We start from the raw sequence: 16469 nt of genomic DNA, 5'->3' as shown, positions 1-16469 counted from the left end.
ACCGATTTCGGGCGTACCCCCGGAGTTACCCCGATCCTCGCGAGATCAGTCGTTGCGTTCAGCGCGCTCGGATCGGCGCGTCCTTGGCCAGGCCCGATCGGGTCTCCACCGTCACCTCCAGCTGTGCCGCCGGAGCCTGCACCCACGGCGTGAACTGCTCCAGCGAACCCCAGTCCCGGCCCCAGTCGTCGTTCAGATAGGACGGAATGGTCTTGGACTGCAACAGCAGCCCGGTCCACCCGAGCGGCCCGCCGCCGATATCGTCCTGCCAGGCATTGGAGGCGTCGGCCCCGACCCGGTCGGGCAGGATCCGCCAGTCCGGCACCTCGGCGACCCCGTCCTTGTGGTCGAACGGCCGCTGGCACGGGAACGCCAGCCCCACATGCCAGTCCTCCAGCACCGGGGCCTGATCGCCGACAAGGGAATTCAGCGTCTTCAGCTGCGGCAGGCGCGGCGGCGTGACGGCCAGCCATTGGCGCGGGGTGATGTCGGCGTCATTGGCCACCAGGCGAACCGAGTTGGCCCCCACCGGAATCTGGTCCAAGGGCACCCGCAGGTTCCGCCAGGACGGGTTCGGGCCGATATCGATGGGCCGGATCCGCCCGACGTCCTTCATGTTCCCGTCGGCGTCCCGCGTCCCGTATTCGACGAACAGATCCTGTCCATAGGTCTGGACGCCGTCCTTGTTGAACGATTTGATCCGCCCGGCCGCCGTCACCACCAGCACCTTGTACGCGGGATCGTGGCGCACGCTGTCGCTCAGATCCATCCGATACCACTGGGTGGTGAGCGTGGCGACCTTCTGCTCTTCGTCGGTGTAGCTGCCGAGCACCGGCGTGGTGGCCGGGTTCAGCCCGAACGGCAGCGCCACGCTCGACCCGTTGATGCCGGTCTGCGCGGTGGTCCCGCCGCCGGTGCCCGCCCCGGTGGTGTTGGTGGTCTTGTTCTTGGAGTCCTCGTTCACCGAATTGGCGCTGCCGGTGGTGGTTTCCTCGGCATCGGCGGTGAGGTCGGCGGCGACGCCGTCGGGGGTGAAGCCGGTGTTCTCGGCGGACAGCCCGTCCGCGTCGGACCCGGTCCACGGATGCAGCAGCGACTGTTCGGTATTGGTCTCCACCAGCACGTCGTCGGCGAGCCCGCACGAATCCCCGCCCAGCGACTTGATATTCGACTTGGCGATGGAATACGCCGGGTACTGCGTGACGGCCGCCTTGGCCAGCGACAGCACCTCGAACAGCACCAGCACCGCCGCCGCGATGGTGAGCGGCATGGTGGCGAACTTGTCGAACTTGCGTGGCGCGGTGGCCTGCGCATACGGCTCGCGATAGTGCTGCCACAGCGCGAACAGCAGGCTCAGCACCGCCAGCCCGAGGAACAGCGTGGAGAAGCCCTTGCCCGCCACCAGCGGGGCCTTGTCGTAGAACGGCACGCCGTAGCTGGAGACGTACCACCAGCCATTGGATCCGGTGAAGGTGATGGCCAGCAGGAAGAACACGGCCGCCGTGAACAATGTCCGATTCCGTGGCGAGCGAATCCCGTTGACGCCCACCGCGACCGCCGCCAGCGCCGCCACCGAACCGGCGAGCCCCGCGTACACGCCGAAGTGGTGCGTCCACTTGGTGGGCGTGAACATCATGAGGAACAGCGACATGAACACGATGCCGAGAATGCGCGCCGACGGCCCGCGCGAGGTGCCCGGAATGCGGCCGTTCTTGCGCAGCATGACCATGACGCACACGCCCAGGCACAGCAGCATGGCGAGAATGCCGAAGCGGCGGGCCAGGGAGCCGTCGGGGGAGAGCGAGAGCAGCGCGTCCCAGCGGGTGCGTTCGTCGAACCAGGCGACGTTCGGCCCGACCAGGGTGCGGACGCGGGTGGCCTCCATGACCGAGGCCAGGGTCTGGTCGGCGAAGACGACCACGATGACCAGGGTGCCGGCGGCGATGCCCGGGGCGAGCAGCGCGCCGTAGCGCAGCACGGCCGAACCGGGTCCGGTCTTGGCGCGTTTCAGGATCACCTGGAGCACCGGACGCGAACCGGCGACCAGGGCCGCGATACAGATCAATCCGGTCGGCCCGGCGGCCAGTGAGAAGGCCGCGATCAGCACGCCCGTCGCCGCCGGGAGCAGGCGGCCGGTCGCGATCGCGCGTTCCATGCAGCACCAGGTCAGTAGTGCGCCCGCCGCGATCAGCGGTTCCGGCCGCAGGCCGTTGTCATAGGGCAGCCAGGCCGCCAGGAACACCAGCGCCGCCGTCCAGATCGCCACATTGTCGCGGCGCACCCGGGCGCCCAGGCGCGGCAGCACTTCCCGGCTGATCACCAGCCAGCAGGTGATGCCCGCCAGCAGCGCGGGCAGCCGCATCCACGGGCTGGCATCGCTGATCCGGGTCATCCAGGCCAGCACCTCGTACGGCCAGCCGAACGGGGCCTCCGCGACGCCGAACCAGCGGTAGTAGTTGGCCATGTACCCCGAATCCTTCGAGGCCCGGGCCATATTCAGGATGTAGCCGTCATCGGAGGTGTTGGCGCCGATGAAATGCCAGACCACCAGCGTGCCCAGCACCGTCACATCGGCCAGGCTGATCCGCCACCAGTGCGCGGGCAGGAAGCGCCGGGCGCGTCGCCGGTCGGTGGTGTCCATCAGGTGCAGCGCGAGCAGCGCGTTCAGCGTGAACGCCACCGCGCCGATGATGGCCAGCCGCTTCAACCACGAAGGCGTGGTGCTGAATCGGGCATCGATGTCGATCCGCGCGTGCGCCTCGCGGATCTGCTGCCGACCCAGATCGGTGAACACCCCGACCACCTGCGGCCGGCTGTCGCCCGCCACCTCCCCGATGACGGCATCGGGCTCACCCGCGACCCCGGCCGCCTCGACCCGGGTGCGCGCCGAATCCGAGGTGATCGAAAGCCACGCGCCGTCCTGCATCTTCGCCGCCGGCACCGACAGCAGCGGAATATTGCGCACCAGCACCGAGACGACCCGCCCCTGCTTGGGATCGTCCTCGAGCTTGACCACCAGCCCCTTGTCGATGGCCTTGCCGGAACCGGCGGGCACCGTCGAGAACACCGTCGTGCTCTTCGCCGGATCCGTCCCCGCCCACATCGAACCGGGCAGCCGAACCTCCAGGTCCAGCGGCACGTAGGACACCAGCGGCGCCTCCACACTGGCCGAATCCCCCTGCGGCCAGGTCAAGACCGGCCGATCCTGCTCGACCGGCAGAATCGGCGTGATCACCGCCAGCAGGAATCCGAGAAGCCCGGACGCCAGGGCGATGAAACGGAGTCGGTGAAACGCTCGGGTGTCTTCGCGCACGGCTCCCGACACTAATCCGCCTCTCCGCGACTTCAGCGCGCGGCTCGGGTGCCGCTCACTGTTGGGGACGCGTGCCGACGGTTGGGCGCCACACCGATTTCGGGCGTACCCGGGGAGTTACCCGCATCTCGCGAGATCAGTTGTCCGGCTGGGTCCACAGCCTGTGGGGGTTCGGGGGCTTGCCCCCGAGTCTTCTTCCCGTTCCGCGGGTCTGGACGGTGGCCGTCCCGACAGATCTCCGTCAGGATGGACGTATCCGTACTGGGCGAGGGGCCGGGCCGGAAGACGAAGAGGAACCATGACCGAGCTGCGTCCCGGCGAAGTTATTGCCGGGTATGTGATTCAGCGGCGGATTGGTGCCGGGGGTTCGGGCGTCGTGTATGCGGCGCGGCATCCACGCCTGCCGAGGCTAACCGCGTTGAAGATCTTGAAACGCGATGAATACACAGGTCAAGAGGCTGTGTGGCGTCGCTTCGAGCGCGAGGCGGAGATCGCCGCGCACTTCGACCATCCGAATATCGTGCAGATCTTCGACCGGGGGGTCGCCGAGGATCAGCTGTGGATATCCATGCAGTACATCGACGGCGTGGATGCGGCTGACCTGCACGGGATTTCGGCCGACCGGGCGCTGCGGATCGGAGGTGAGATAGCGGGCGCGCTGGACTACGCGCACGGCAAAGGCGTCCTGCATCGCGATGTGAAACCGTCCAACATCCTTGTGGCGGAACCGGACAGCGGGCGTCCGGAGCGGGCCTTGCTCACCGACTTCGGCATCGCCCGCCTGCGCGACGAGACCACCAAGCTCACCCAGACCGGAAATATCTCCGCCACTTTCGCTTTCGCGTCGCCCGAGCAGGTATCGGGCAAGCCGGTCGGACCGCGATCGGACCAATACTCCTTGGCCTGCACGCTTTTCGTGCTGCTGACCGACCATCGGCCGTTCAAGGCGGACAACCCGCTGAGCTGGGTGCACGCGCACACGCAGGAAGATCCGTTGCGCGTCAGCGAAGTTCGCCCCGAACTGCCCAGCTCCCTGGACCCCATCCTGGCCCGCGCCATGGCCAAGGACCCGGAGAATCGCTATCCCACCTGCGTGGAATTCACCGACGCCGCCCTGGCCGCCTACTACTCCGATCCGGCGGTCGCGGTCACCGCACCCGCCCGCTTCATCCCACCCACCCCCTCGCGCCCCGGCTCGGCCTGGTCCATCGGCGGCAGCCGGAAACCGCGCCGGCAGCGGCTGTTCCGCAGTCGCGCGCTCATCCCCGTCGTCGCGGCGGCGGTCATCGCGGCCGGTGTCGGCATAGCGCTCGTGCAACGCGACACCACGAGCACGCCCGCCGGCGGGGCAGTCCCCGAAAAGTTCCTCGGCACCTGGCTGGCCACCGAAGGCCAGACCAACTACCGCCTGACGGTCCAGCAGGGCAAACCCCAGGACTCCATCATGTCCAGCATCGTGGACGGCGTACTCCCCAACGGTTCCCCGTTCCACTGCGAGTTCGCCGCACCCCTGGATCAGGTCCCCTCGGAAGGCGACCGCGTCCTCATCGGCCAATCGCAGATCGTCACCCGCGAACCGGCGAATGCCTGCCGCGCCAACGCCCCCACCACCCTCAACTTCCTGTCCGACGGCCGCCTCAGCCGCAAAACCGATGTGAGCGGGCTGATCACGTACACCCACGCCGAGGACGTCGCCAAATCCTGGGGCGACCACACCGCCATCGCCCAGGCCTTCCCCAGCCTGGTCGGCCAGCTCTCCGCGGCGGGCCGCTCGGTCGGCTGGCAGGGCGCGACCTGCCAGAAACGCGATCCCGCCACCACGGACGCTCCCGCGACCCAGGGCTCCCGCCGCGTCGTCTGCAATGCCGACGACAACAGCGGCCAAATGCGTTTCGACCTCTACGATTTCGGCACCCGGCCGGGCAGATCGATCGCGGACCTGTTCTTCGACGGCAACGCCGCCACCCGGACCCGCACGCATCCCGATGTGGCGGGCGAACTGACCCTCACCACCACCTCGGCCGTCAACCCGGCCACCGATCAGGACAACGAAGCCCGGCGCGTCTACACCGCCGTCACCTTCCCGGACGGCGATCCACGCTCCCGCTTCGTGGTACTGCTCCGCTGGCCCGGCCACACCATCGACAGCGTCCTCACCGACTGGCTGGCCCGCGCTCCGCTGAAATAGCGAGTGGCGCATCACCGTGGGCCGCGACGGTGTGTCGCCACGGCAATGTGCCACTCGACTGTCTAGATCTGCCCGCGCACGTCCCACACCCACACGCCGTCAACGTATTTCGCGGGGAAGCCGAGCAGTTGGTCGACGGTGAGCCGCAGCGTGTCGCGGTTGTCGGTGGGCGGCAGCACCACCACGTCGGCCCGCCAGTACCGCAGATCGGCCCAGGCCTGATCCTTGGCGGCCTGGTCGATCACCGGCACCCGATTGGCCTGTTGCGCCTTGATGAGCAGGCTGGCGGTCGGCCGGTCGTCGGGACCGTAGCGCCCCTTCTTGTCCACCCCCGTCGGCCCGACGAAATAGCCACCGGCCAGCGGGAACTGGAAGTCGGCGTCGGCCTGCCAGCGCAGCGCCCGCGCGTCCGGCGGGGTGGGCGGCGGCGCGATGACCACCGATCCGCCCGAAACGTATTGCCGCACCGTGCCGTCGGCGAAGAAGTCCGGGGTGGGCGCGCGCTGCACCACCGGCAGAATCGTCGGCGTGACGGTGAGCAGCGTGAACGCCAGCGCGGCGAACCACGCCAGCGGCCGCCAGTCCGTGGCGGAGGCCCGCCAGTACTCCAGCGCCCGCTGCGTCGCCACCGCCAGGATCAGCGCGATGGCCGGGATGGCCGCCATGGTGAACCGCGACTCCAGCACCGAATTCAGCAGCGGCACCTCTTCCAGCCACTTCCACGGCAGCGCGAACTTCGTATCGTGCCGGCCGATCATGAGCGTGGAGCCCAGCGACAGCACCGTGAAGAACACGATCACCACGGCGGCGGCCCGCACCACGCGTTCACGCCACATCAGCACGGTGGTGACCAGCAGCACCAGCAGCAGCGGCCAGCCGAAGTAGGAGTTCTCCTCGGTGGCGTTGATGCTCACGTTCTGGCCGTGCGAGACCAGCCCGCCGAGGGATTCGGACGGGAACTGGAACAGCGCCTTGAGATCGTTGCCCATCGGACCGTGGTCGATGGAACGGTAGGACTGCGGCCCGAAGAACTGCCACCACAGCGGAATCTCGGTGAACGCGATGGTGATCAGCGCCGCCAGCAGCACGGTTGGGGTGATGGTGCGCAGCGCGCGCAGCCCGGCGCGCGGCGTGTGCAGGTAGTAGACGATGGCGAACAGGCCGAAGGCGAGCGCGAAGATGAGCAGCGGTTCCTCGCCCAGCGCGATCTGCAGGGCGACCAGCAGACCGAGGATGAAGGCATCGCGATTGCGCCGCGCCTTGCGCCGTTCGGGGGTCGTGCCCGCGCGCTTGGCCATGCGGATGACCTGGAGCGCGATCAGCGGCAGCAGCATCAGCACCACGAAGTTGGGGTGCGCGTTGGCGTGCGAGATCATGGCCGGCGCGAACCCGCAGAACAGGCCGCCGATGGCCGCCGCGAACTTCGACTGCACCACCTCGCGGGAGAACAGCCAGTACCAGGCGAAGGCGGTGCCGAACAGGCCGAGGGTGAGCACCAGCACGAAGGTGACGGTCGGCCCGAACAGCAGGGTGACGGGGGTGAGCGGCACGCCGACGCCGAACATGGCGGTATTGGCCATCATGTTCACGCCGTCGGGATAGTTCTGCAGGACGGTGCCGAGCGGGTTCTCCAGGTGCGCGATGCGGTGCGCGGTGACGGCGAAGAACCATTCCCACATGGTCTGGTCCTGGCCGCTCTTGATGAGGTAGCCGCGGTCGGTGTGCAGCCACTGGCCGGACAGCACCAGCACGGCCAGCGACAGATAGCCGGTGGCGATGATCAGATCGGTTTTGGCGCTCCGGACGCGCCGAAGCACCCGCTGCGGCGTGTTGAGCCGTGGGGGTGAGGTTTCCGTTGTTATGGTTCGATCGAGAACCTTTACCGCCGAGTCGGTTTCGACGCGGTCGGCCTCCCACCCCTGTGTCACAAATAACTCCTTGCCGTTACAACCAGCGGCCCACGCTACCGGGTTCCACTGAGATTGCGCTGGTAAGTGTCTGAGTTATCCACAGAAACTTGCACTTATCCCCAGAAATCGACCGAAATCTGGGGATAAGTGATCCTTGTCTCGTTATCTCGTCGAGACTTTCGCGTTCACTTGCGGACCACCAGGGTGAACGGACCGATCTCCGTCGTGGTGAAGCGCGGGTCCTCGAACAGCGTCTTGGGGAAAGCGACGGTGTAGCGCTTCACATTCGGATCGTTCGGGTACACGTCCTCGGCCAGTCGCAGCGTGTACTCGTCACCGGAGCGCCGGAACAGGAACGCGTCCGGGGCCCGCCACGGCGAATGCTCCAGTGCCGCCACCAGTTCCGCGGGCGTCTTCAGCTGCGACCACCGCTTGATCTCCGCCGCCCGGCCCGGGAAGTCCGCGAGGGGGTTGGCGTAATGCGAAGTGAGCGACTGGAATCCGTAGTACGGGTAGACGGCCAGGAAGCTGGTGTCGGCCGTGAGCACCACGGTCTCGTCCCGCGGTCGCCCGGTCTGCTCCCGCAGTTTCGCGTCGATGGCCGCGTAATGCGATACCGCCGACGGCGGCCGCTTGTCCGCGCGCTGACCATTGCCGTCGGTGTCGGTGTACGCGGTATTGATCTCGTTGGTGAGCACGTGCGGAATCTCCTGCGCGAACGCCACCGCGCCCACCACGGCCACCGCCGCCGCAGCCACCCGGAATCGAGCCGGCTCGTTCAGCACCTGGTAGATCGCCCGCGCGCCCTCCGCGAACCCGAACACCCCGGCCGCCGCCAGCAGCGCGTACAGCGGCGCCTCCAACCGGAACCCCAGCAGCGTGGTCCCCGCGGCGGTGGCCAGCATCGACAGCAGGCACCACAGATAAACGGCCAGCACCCCGATGCCCAGCGCCTGCGCCCGCCGCGAACTCCCCGCCCGCACCACCAGCCAGATCAGCCCGACCAGGCAGAACACCCCGGCCAGCGAGAACTCGAACATGGGCAGCGGCAGTCGCGAACCCGACTCCGGCAGATAGTGGAACGCCGACCCGCCCGCGAAAGACGCCTTGCCGCTGAGGAAGTCGAGCAGGAACGGCGTCCACACCGTCAACGAGATCAGCCCGGCCACCAGACCCATCACGACGAGCCGCGCCAGCATCGGCCGCAGCACCGCCCACACCCCGGGAACCCGGACACCAGGTGTCAGCGCGTCGCCGGTCTGCCCGCCCGCGGTGCTGCGCGCCGCCGCATCCCGATGCCGTTGCGTGCGCAGCGCTCCCACGCGTTCGCGCAGCATGAGCCCGGCCGCGATGACCGCCATCAGGCAGACCGTGAACACGGCCAGGCCGAAGTAGAGCGTGTAAAAGGTCGCGGCCACGCCCAGGAACAGGCCCGCGCCGATGACCGCACCCCAGCCGCCCGCGGTGGCCCGTTCGCCGCCTCGTGCGGATTCGGGCGCGTCGACGCCGGGCGCGGCGAGCACGGTCGGCAAGGCCAGTTCAGCGGGCCGGTAGAGCGCGCCCCAGGCCAGCAGCAGCGCCGGTCCGAGCAGCAGCACCAGTACGGCGCTGTATGCCTCGGGCGCACCGTAGGCCAGCGTCACGGCGGTGGTGGCGGCGGCCACGGCGACCGCCCAGTCGGCGCGAATCAGGTTGGACCACAGTACGAGTGCCACCACGGCCGCGACCGCGAGGACCAGGATCGCGTAGGGCTTGAAGGCTTCCCAGCCGGCCATCCCGGTCAGGCTCGCGAAGCGCCCGCCGAACCAGAACCAGCCGGCCGGGTAGAACGGCGGCAGATCCACGTAGTTCATGTCGTGCAGTGCGGCGGAGTCCGTCAGCCGCGTCAGGTACTGCGTCCGGAACTCCTGGTCCACGGACATACCGAACAGATAGAGCTTGGTGGCCGCCAGCGGCATGCCCAGCGTGACGGTCACGAAGGCCGAAATCCCGCCCCAGGACAGCAGTTTCGCCAGCCACGGCCACTTCCGCAGCCGGATCAGCACGATCGCCCCCACCAGCATGGCGAGCGCGATCACCTGCCCCACCGTGGTGAGCGCGCGAGTCACATTGGAGGAGTTGAACGCCGGCCAATCCACCCGGCCGAACGCCACCAGCCCGATCCCGGCCACCACCGCCGCGACGACGGCCGCGAGCACGGCCTCACCAAGCGCCCCGCCGGCCTGCCGCATCAGCACCGCCGCCCGGCCGCCCGATTCCCGCTCGCTCATTCGCTCTCCGCCTCCGGATTCGCTTCGATGGACCGTCTGCCGCTGCGAAGCCTAACCGGGCGCACCCCGGATACCGGGTCTGCCCGCAGCGGCGCGGGCGGCCCGGATATGCGAAGAGCGGTGGCCGGTCGGCCACCGCTCTGCATTGCTGTCGTATTCCGCCTAGACGGGCAGACGCCGGAAGATCGGGCGCGGCACGTGCCGCAGGATCGCCATCACGAAGCGGATGGGACCGGGGACCCAGACGATCTCCTTGCCCTTCTGCGACGCCGCCACGGCCATCGCCGCCACGTCTTCCTTGTCGACGGTGAGCCCGTTCTCCTTGGCGTGCGCGGACAGCTTGGTCCGCACCATGCCGGGGCGAATCACGGTGACGCGCGGGCCGAACGGCGCCAGCGCCTCGCCGAGACCGAGGTAGAAACCGTCCAGGCCGGCCTTGGTGGAGCCGTAGACAAAGTTGAAGCGGCGCACCCGCTCACCGGCGACCGAGGACATGGCCAGGATCCGGCCGTACCCCTGCGCCTTCATCTTCTCGCCGAGCAGCACGCCGACGGAAACCGCGGCGGTGTAGTTGATCTCGGCCATCATGACGGCCTTGCGCTGGTCCTGCCAGAAGATCTCGCCGTCGCCGTCGATACCGAACGCGACCACCGCGACATCCACATCGCCATTGGCCCACGCCTGCTCGATGACCTTCGGATGGCTCTCGGTGTCGAGCGCGTCGAAGTCGACGACCTGCACCTCGGACGCGCCCGCCGCCTTCATGGTGGCGACGGCGTCCTCGCGCAGCGGATCACCCGGCAGCACGGCCAGGATGACGCGCGCGGGGCCCTTCTTCAGGTACTCGGCGCAGATCGCGAGACCGATCTCCGAGGTGCCGCCCAGCAGCAGAATGGATTGCGGGTTCCCTACCGCATTGATCACTGGAGCTCCAGCCTTCTCGCCATATCGGACATGAAAACGCCTGTGGGATCGACACTTCGGCGGATCTTGATCCACTCGTCGATCCGGGGGTACATCTGGTGGAAGGTCTCGGCGTTGGTACGCGAATCCTTCGCGGTGTACAGCCGGCCGCCGAACTCCAGCACGCGGCGGTCGAGATCGGTGACGAGCTCGTTGAGACCCGGCCGGATCGGGAAGTCCACGCAGATGTTCCAGCCCGGCATGGGGAAGCTCAACGGTGCCGGGTTACCCGCGCCGAAAAGCTTGAAAACGTTCAGCGCCGAAATGTGCCCGGACGCCTGGATATCGATGATGATCCGCTTGAATTCCTCGACGGCCTCGGTCGGCACCACGAACTGGTACTGCAGGAATCCGGCCGGACCGTAGGCCCGGTTCCACTCGGCGATCATGTCGAGCGGGTGATAGAACTGCGTCAGGTTCTGGATCTTGCCGGTGTAATTGCCGCCCATGGCGTAATACGCCTCGCCGACCGCGCCCAGGGTGAGGCGATTGGCGGTGAAACTCGGGAAGATGTTCGGCACCGTCATCAGCTGCGGCGCATCGAACTTCAGCGGATTCTTCTGCTTCTTCTTCGGCAGCTCGTCCACCTTGGCCAGGCGGCCGCGTGTCAAGCAGGCGCGACCCAGCTTCGGCTGCGGGTTCATCACGTCGAACCACGCGCTCGAATAGGTGTAGTTCTCTTCGCTGCCGTCGCTGTGGACCGCGATGGTCTCGTCCAGCGTGGTGGTCTTCACGCCGTCGTTGATGAAGTACGCCGACTCGGTCGGGATCATCTCGATGGTGGCGCGCAGGATGATGCCGGTCAGGCCGTTGCCGCCGACCGTCGCCCAGAACAGCTTGGCGTTCTTCTTCGGCCCGATGGTCTGCACCTTGCCGTCGGCGGTGAGCAGATCCAGGGTCCGGACGTGATTGCCGAACGAGCCCTCGGAGTGGTGGTTCTTGCCGTGGATATCGGAGGCGATGGCGCCGCCGATGGTGACCTGGCGGGTGCCCGGTAGCACCGGCACCCACAGCCCGAACGGCAGCGCCGCCTTCATGAGCTGGTCCAGGCTGACGCCACCGTCCACGTCGACCAGGCGGGAATCGCGGTCGATGCGGTGGATGCGGTTGAGCGCGGGCATGTCGATGACCAGTCCGCCCGAGTTCTGCGCGTGGTCACCGTAGGAGCGGCCGAGGCCGCGCGCGATGACGCCGCGACGCAGGTGCGCGGGCTTGGAGTCGTTGTCCTCCGCGACCATGGCGACCGCCTTGGCGATCAGCTCGGGGTCGCTGGTGGAGAGGACTTCGGACGTGGTGGGTGCGGTGCGACCCCATCCGGTCAGCGTGCGAGTCCGCGTCGGCAGTTCGAAGGAGCCGGTCGACGCTGAGTCCGCACCATCGCTCGCCGGGCTAGCGGCGGCTTCCGTGGTGGTCTGAGCTTTCGTGGACATCGGCATAGAGGCTACAGGGATAAACGGCGCGCGGCTTGTGTCCTCGGTCGCGGGCGTTACCCTCTGGAGTTTGTGACCGCGGAACCGCATCTGCCCCTCCCGCCCGAGCTGCCCCTCGTCGACGAGCCGGGTGGTACGGACGTCGATCTGAAGACCCAGATCATCCGGTTCGGCGTCACCGGCGGGCTATCCGCCATTGTGGACTTCGGGCTGTACACGCTGCTCTTCAAGGTGTTCGGCGTGCCGCTGCCGGTGGCGAAGGCCATCAGCTTCATCGCGGGGACGACGACGGCCTATCTGATCAATCGGCGCTGGACGTTCAAGGCCGAGCCGAGCCGCAAGAGGTTCATCGCCGTAGTCATTCTCTATGCGGTGACCTTCGCCATCCAGGTCGGCATCAACCAGGTCTGCTACTACGCCCTGCCCGATGAATGGTGGCGGATCTGGCTGGCCTTCTGCGTCGCGCAGGGCACCGCCACCGTGATCAACTTCATCGTCCAGCGCGCTGTGATCTTCAAGATCCACTAGGAGTCGACGAGGGTGCGGGACTCTTGCTTCGCGTGGAAGTAGTCCCCGCCCTTGGCGCGCACGTTGTCGGTGCCCCACTGGCGGCTCTCGCGCTGGGCGGGCACCAGGTGCGGGATGTGCTTGCGGCAGTGGATGTACGCCTCTTCCACGTCGACCACCACCCAGCGTTCGGGGATGCGCCCGCGTTCGTCGGGCGGCAGATCGGGCACGCAGCGGCGCATGAGCGTGTCGTCGACGATGCGGGCGGTGCCGTTGATGTGCAGGCCGATGAGATCGCGCACGAAGTCGATCATGAGGATGCCGATGTGCGGGTTCTCGAGCAGATTGCCCAGTGAGGCGAGCACGCCGTTGCCCCGGTATTCGGGATAGGCGACGGTGCGCTCGTCTATGACGTGCAGGAATCCGGGTTTGCCGGCGCGGAAGCTGGAATCGCATTCACCGTGTTTGTCGGCGGTGGCGATGAAAGCCATATCCATCCGCCGGATGAATTCGATCATGTGCTCGTTCAAGCGTTCTCGGACTTGATCGTTGTAGAAGCGTTCCGCCCGTTCTTCGGTGCCGTAACGCTGCTGAAGTTCGCGTTCGCCGTCGCTGCCGTTTCTGAGACCGGGCATCGTGCACCCCTTGGGTAGCTGAACACCAGATGGAAGAGGCTCGGCCACGAATCTCGGCCATCCGAAATGCTATACGGTTTAACTATTTTCGTGTGGCGAATGCGTGAACCGTCGCATCGTCCCTGGTGAAGGGGCGGTCGACTGGCGAAGGTCCAAGCTTCCCGAGCGAGGATCCTCCCGGATGAAATCTTTCACAAGGGACCTTCGTCGCTTAGCTATGGGGATGCTGCCGACCAGTTCGGGCACGGGGTCGGTGAGTTCCCTAGGGGGCGGGGCGTTTTCGCAATCCTGGAAAGTCCTTTTTGCATACTTTGTCCGGATGTTGCCGGGTGTCATCCCCCTAGCGAACGTCGATCATCACTCACATGGGCGCGGAAATGGTGGCGAAGTATTGAACCGCGGCCAGCACCGCGACCGGCGCCGCCACCAGCAATTGACCCGCCACCGTGCCCAATCCGCCGACGGCCACGATGCCGCCCAGGCACCCCACCGCCGCGGCGGGCAGGAACGGGCCGAACAGGCCGACGATGGTGCCGGCCGCCACCGTCGCGCCCGCGATGCCGCCGAGCGCGCAGCCGACCGCCGCGCCGCCCAGCCCGCCGACCAGCGTGCCCATCGAAACACCCAGACCGACGGTGCCGATCAGGCGATTCCAGGCGGCGGTCTCGCGCTGATACGGCGTCTGGAATCCCGCCGAATCCTCGAACGGCAGGGCGACAGGGGAGTAGACGGCGTGTTCGCGATCCAGCAGCGGGGTGAGGGTGGCGGTACGGCCGGTGATCTCGGCAGCGATCGGGAAGGTGAAATCGTCCACGCGGAAGGACATTTCGGCGCGCGCCAGTTCCCGGTGGCCGGCGGTCTGCAGGGTGAGCACGTCGTCGTGTAGTTCGATCGCGCCCGCATCGAGGGTGATGACGGCCGTATCGCCGATGGTGGTGGCGGTGAAGCCGATGCCGGGGCCGGTGGCTGTGCTCGGTTCGGGCGGGGCCGCCGTAGCGGTGGCGCAGACGCCCGCCGCGATCAGTGCGCCGAGGGCGATCGCTTTGATTCGCATCGGTTTTCCCTCAGTCCAGCAGCGCGAGCTCGGCCACCACGACCCGCGCGACGGCGATCTGCCCGGCGGGGGTGAGGTGCACGCCGTCCGATTCGAACAGCCGGTGCTCGGGTGTCGGATGGGTGACGGTCAAGGTATCGATCACGACTTCGGGCCGGGCGTCGAGCGTGGCCGCGGTCTCCTCGTGATCTTTTGCCCGCCAGCTGATTCCGTTCGCCCGGAACGGCGGGAACTCCGCGATCAGCGCCTCGTCCATATCGGTCGGGGTCAGCCAGGCCCAGCGGGCATTGCCGCCCTGGGCGCGCAGCAGCCCGAAATTGCGTGCGGTCTCGTCCGCGCTGACCACGCGCGGGCCGTCGGGGCCGAGGCGCTGCGCGTCGTTACCGCCCAGCTGGCACAGCACCCAGTCGGGCCGATGGAAGCCGAGCGCGCCCGAGGACTTGAGAACCTGCGTGGTGGTGGATCCGGAAATGGCGAGATTGGTCAGCGTGATGCGGTCGTCGGGGCGGCGTAGTTCCAGCAGGTGGCGCAGGATCTCGAACCAGGACAGGCGATCCGCGGTACTGCTCTCGCCGAGCGCCACCACGCGGGCGCCGGGGGCGAACGGCAGCCGATCCACCAGCTCGGCGAACTCCGGTTCGGTGAGCAGGTCGGCGGCCGCGGCGCGGACCTGGGCGTCCAGCTCCGCGCGCAACGCCCGGTACTCGTCGGCCTCCAAGCCGAACAGCGCGGCCAGGTGCGCTTCGTCGATTCCGTTCAAATACGGCAGGGACAGTTCGGGCTGCTGGAAGCGGATGATCTTGGCGGTCAGATCGAGGTTCATGACTACTCCTGAATAGTGCTGTGGGGGAGGGAATTACGCGCGTGGAAGCCGGAATCCGGCGACGATCAGCCACGCCATGCCGGTGAAGCGGGCGATGGGCAGCAGGAAGGCGGCGCCGGTGAAGGTCAGGGCGATGGTGGTCAGCATGGCGACGAACGCGATCCCCAACCCGATACGGATCGGCCACGGGCCGAGCATGTTCCGGGCCTGAGCGCCGATGGCGATCCCGGCGATGAGCAGGCCGGTGGTCATCACATTGGCCGGGCCGCCGAGCAGGAAGGCGAGGGTGTGGACGGCGCGCACGGTGCTCAGGTCGGTGGTCACCTCGGGCACCGTGAGCACCCAGCTGACCGCGCCGGACGCCAGCAGGAACACCGTCGCGAGTCCGCCGCCGAGCGTGGTGAGCGCCGTGCCGAAGTCGTCGCCGTAGCGCCGCAGCCGGGTGACGGCCGCCGCCACATAGAGGGCCAGTGGAATCGCGGCCGCGTATTGCAGCACCGCGCCGGTCCGAACGGCGGCGGGGTGATCCCGGAAATAGGCGAGCGCGTCTCCCGCCGTGCCGAACGGCGACGGAAATGGGCTCCCACCAGCGCGGACAGTGCTGATCACAAGCCCCGCGACGAACAGCCCGGCCGCCGCTGCGCCGAGTGCGCCGAGCGGTGGTTCGAGGGAGCGGGCAGGGCGTTCGAGCGGGGATGCGGCTGCAATGGCCATGGCTATCCATTCTTGGAAGTGAATCGTTCTGTTGAGTGAACGATTTCCTGATGTGTACGATAATCCCGTGACCGAAGCTGAGCAAGAGGGGGTGCGGAACCCGCATCCGGAGCGGCCGGCCTGGCTACCGCCGGTGGAACCGGGTGCGCCGCAACCGAACCGGCCCATGCGCGCGGCGGCCTTCCAGCTCGCGCAGCTCGGGGGACTCGCGGCGCAGCGATTCGCCGAACGCGTAGCGGAAATCGGCCTCACACCACCGGAAGTCGGGATTCTGCGGATGATCGCCACCGAGCCGGGGCGTAGTCAGCGCTCGCTCGCGGCCGAACTAGGAGTGGTTCCGAGCCGGGTGGTCGCTCTCATCGATCCGCTGGATAAGCAGGGGCTGATCGAACGCCGTCGGAGCGCTACCGATCGGCGTAATCACGAGCTGCATCTGACGCCGGAAGGCGGCAAGAAGCTCGGCAGCCTGGCCGCTGTGGCGTTGGCTCATGAAGCCGCACTCTTCGAGAGTCTCACCGACACCGAATATGACCAATTCGCCGCGCTGCTCGCCAAACTCGCTGCGGCGCAGCAGCTCACGCCAGGAGTGCACCCCGGATATCGCACCCTGGGGGATGAATCGAAATAGCGGGGTCGCTTCGCCTGGGAGTGGGGATCGAGGA

The 16469-nt window shown here is 67.6% G+C and carries 12 protein-coding genes; 3 read left to right on the top strand and 9 right to left on the bottom strand.

The features are described 5' to 3' along the window. Window positions 1–58: 58 nt before the first annotated feature. Window positions 59–3313 (bottom strand): arabinosyltransferase domain-containing protein, encoded by a 3255-nt coding sequence (locus LTV02_RS30745; protein WP_233035253.1) that lies wholly within the window; start codon window positions 3311–3313, stop codon window positions 59–61. A 298-nt stretch (window positions 3314–3611) separates the two neighbouring features. Here LTV02_RS30745 and LTV02_RS30740 point away from each other — a divergent pair, with 298 nt between their 5' ends. Further along, a complete protein-coding gene (locus tag LTV02_RS30740; protein ID WP_233035252.1) occupies window positions 3612–5501 on the top strand; it encodes a serine/threonine-protein kinase in 1890 nt (629 codons plus the stop codon). A 62-nt stretch (window positions 5502–5563) separates the two neighbouring features. Here the strand turns inward: LTV02_RS30740 and LTV02_RS30735 are convergent, their stop codons facing one another. The 4 genes from LTV02_RS30735 to LTV02_RS30720 form a co-directional block, all read right to left on the bottom strand. Further along, window positions 5564–7429 carry a glycosyltransferase family protein gene (locus tag LTV02_RS30735; protein WP_233035251.1) on the bottom strand — a complete coding sequence of 622 codons (1866 nt, stop codon included), beginning with the start codon at window positions 7427–7429 and terminating at the stop codon, window positions 5564–5566. A 167-nt stretch (window positions 7430–7596) separates the two neighbouring features. After that, window positions 7597–9642, bottom strand: a complete 2046-nt coding sequence (locus LTV02_RS30730) for an arabinofuranosyltransferase (RefSeq protein WP_233041761.1) — start codon at window positions 9640–9642, stop codon at window positions 7597–7599. Between the two features lie 201 nt (window positions 9643–9843). Continuing rightward, the gene (locus LTV02_RS30725; protein WP_233035250.1) at window positions 9844–10605 is read right to left on the bottom strand and encodes a decaprenylphospho-beta-D-erythro-pentofuranosid-2-ulose 2-reductase; all 762 of its coding nucleotides are present in this window, start codon (window positions 10603–10605) and stop codon (window positions 9844–9846) included. After that, window positions 10602–12080 carry an FAD-binding oxidoreductase gene (locus tag LTV02_RS30720; protein ID WP_408639277.1) on the bottom strand — a complete coding sequence of 493 codons (1479 nt, stop codon included), beginning with the start codon at window positions 12078–12080 and terminating at the stop codon, window positions 10602–10604. The genes LTV02_RS30725 and LTV02_RS30720 overlap by 4 nt, the downstream gene beginning before the upstream one ends. Window positions 12081–12146: 66 nt before the next feature. Between LTV02_RS30720 and LTV02_RS30715 the strand changes: the two genes are divergently transcribed. Beyond that, window positions 12147–12602, top strand: coding sequence for a GtrA family protein (locus tag LTV02_RS30715; protein WP_084535318.1), 456 nt, complete (start codon window positions 12147–12149; stop codon window positions 12600–12602). On the opposite strand, the gene LTV02_RS30710 is transcribed toward LTV02_RS30715, so the two are convergent. The 4 genes from LTV02_RS30710 to LTV02_RS30695 form a co-directional block, all read right to left on the bottom strand. Further along, window positions 12599–13216 carry a pyridoxamine 5'-phosphate oxidase family protein gene (locus LTV02_RS30710; RefSeq protein WP_233035248.1) on the bottom strand — a complete coding sequence of 206 codons (618 nt, stop codon included), beginning with the start codon at window positions 13214–13216 and terminating at the stop codon, window positions 12599–12601. The two genes, LTV02_RS30715 and LTV02_RS30710, sit on opposite strands and share 4 nt — an antisense overlap. Before the next feature lie 361 nt (window positions 13217–13577). After that, the gene (locus LTV02_RS30705) at window positions 13578–14270 is read right to left on the bottom strand and encodes a hypothetical protein (protein WP_233035247.1); all 693 of its coding nucleotides are present in this window, start codon (window positions 14268–14270) and stop codon (window positions 13578–13580) included. 10 nt (window positions 14271–14280) lie between these two features. Then, window positions 14281–15093 (bottom strand): SGNH/GDSL hydrolase family protein, encoded by an 813-nt coding sequence (locus LTV02_RS30700; RefSeq protein ID WP_233035246.1) that lies wholly within the window; start codon window positions 15091–15093, stop codon window positions 14281–14283. Between the two features lie 33 nt (window positions 15094–15126). Continuing rightward, on the bottom strand, window positions 15127–15807 hold the full coding sequence (locus tag LTV02_RS30695) for a hypothetical protein (RefSeq protein WP_233035245.1): 681 nt from the start codon (window positions 15805–15807) through the stop codon (window positions 15127–15129). Between the two features lie 67 nt (window positions 15808–15874). On the opposite strand from LTV02_RS30695, the gene LTV02_RS30690 reads away from it, so the two are divergent. Continuing rightward, window positions 15875–16435, top strand: a complete 561-nt coding sequence (locus LTV02_RS30690) for a MarR family winged helix-turn-helix transcriptional regulator (protein WP_233035244.1) — start codon at window positions 15875–15877, stop codon at window positions 16433–16435. Window positions 16436–16469: the final 34 nt, after the last annotated feature.

This window comes from Nocardia yamanashiensis (genome assembly GCF_021183565.1).
Taxonomy (GTDB): domain Bacteria; phylum Actinomycetota; class Actinomycetes; order Mycobacteriales; family Mycobacteriaceae; genus Nocardia; species Nocardia yamanashiensis.
Note: the sequence above shows the minus strand (reverse complement) of the source record. Positions and strands in the feature narration are given on the sequence as shown.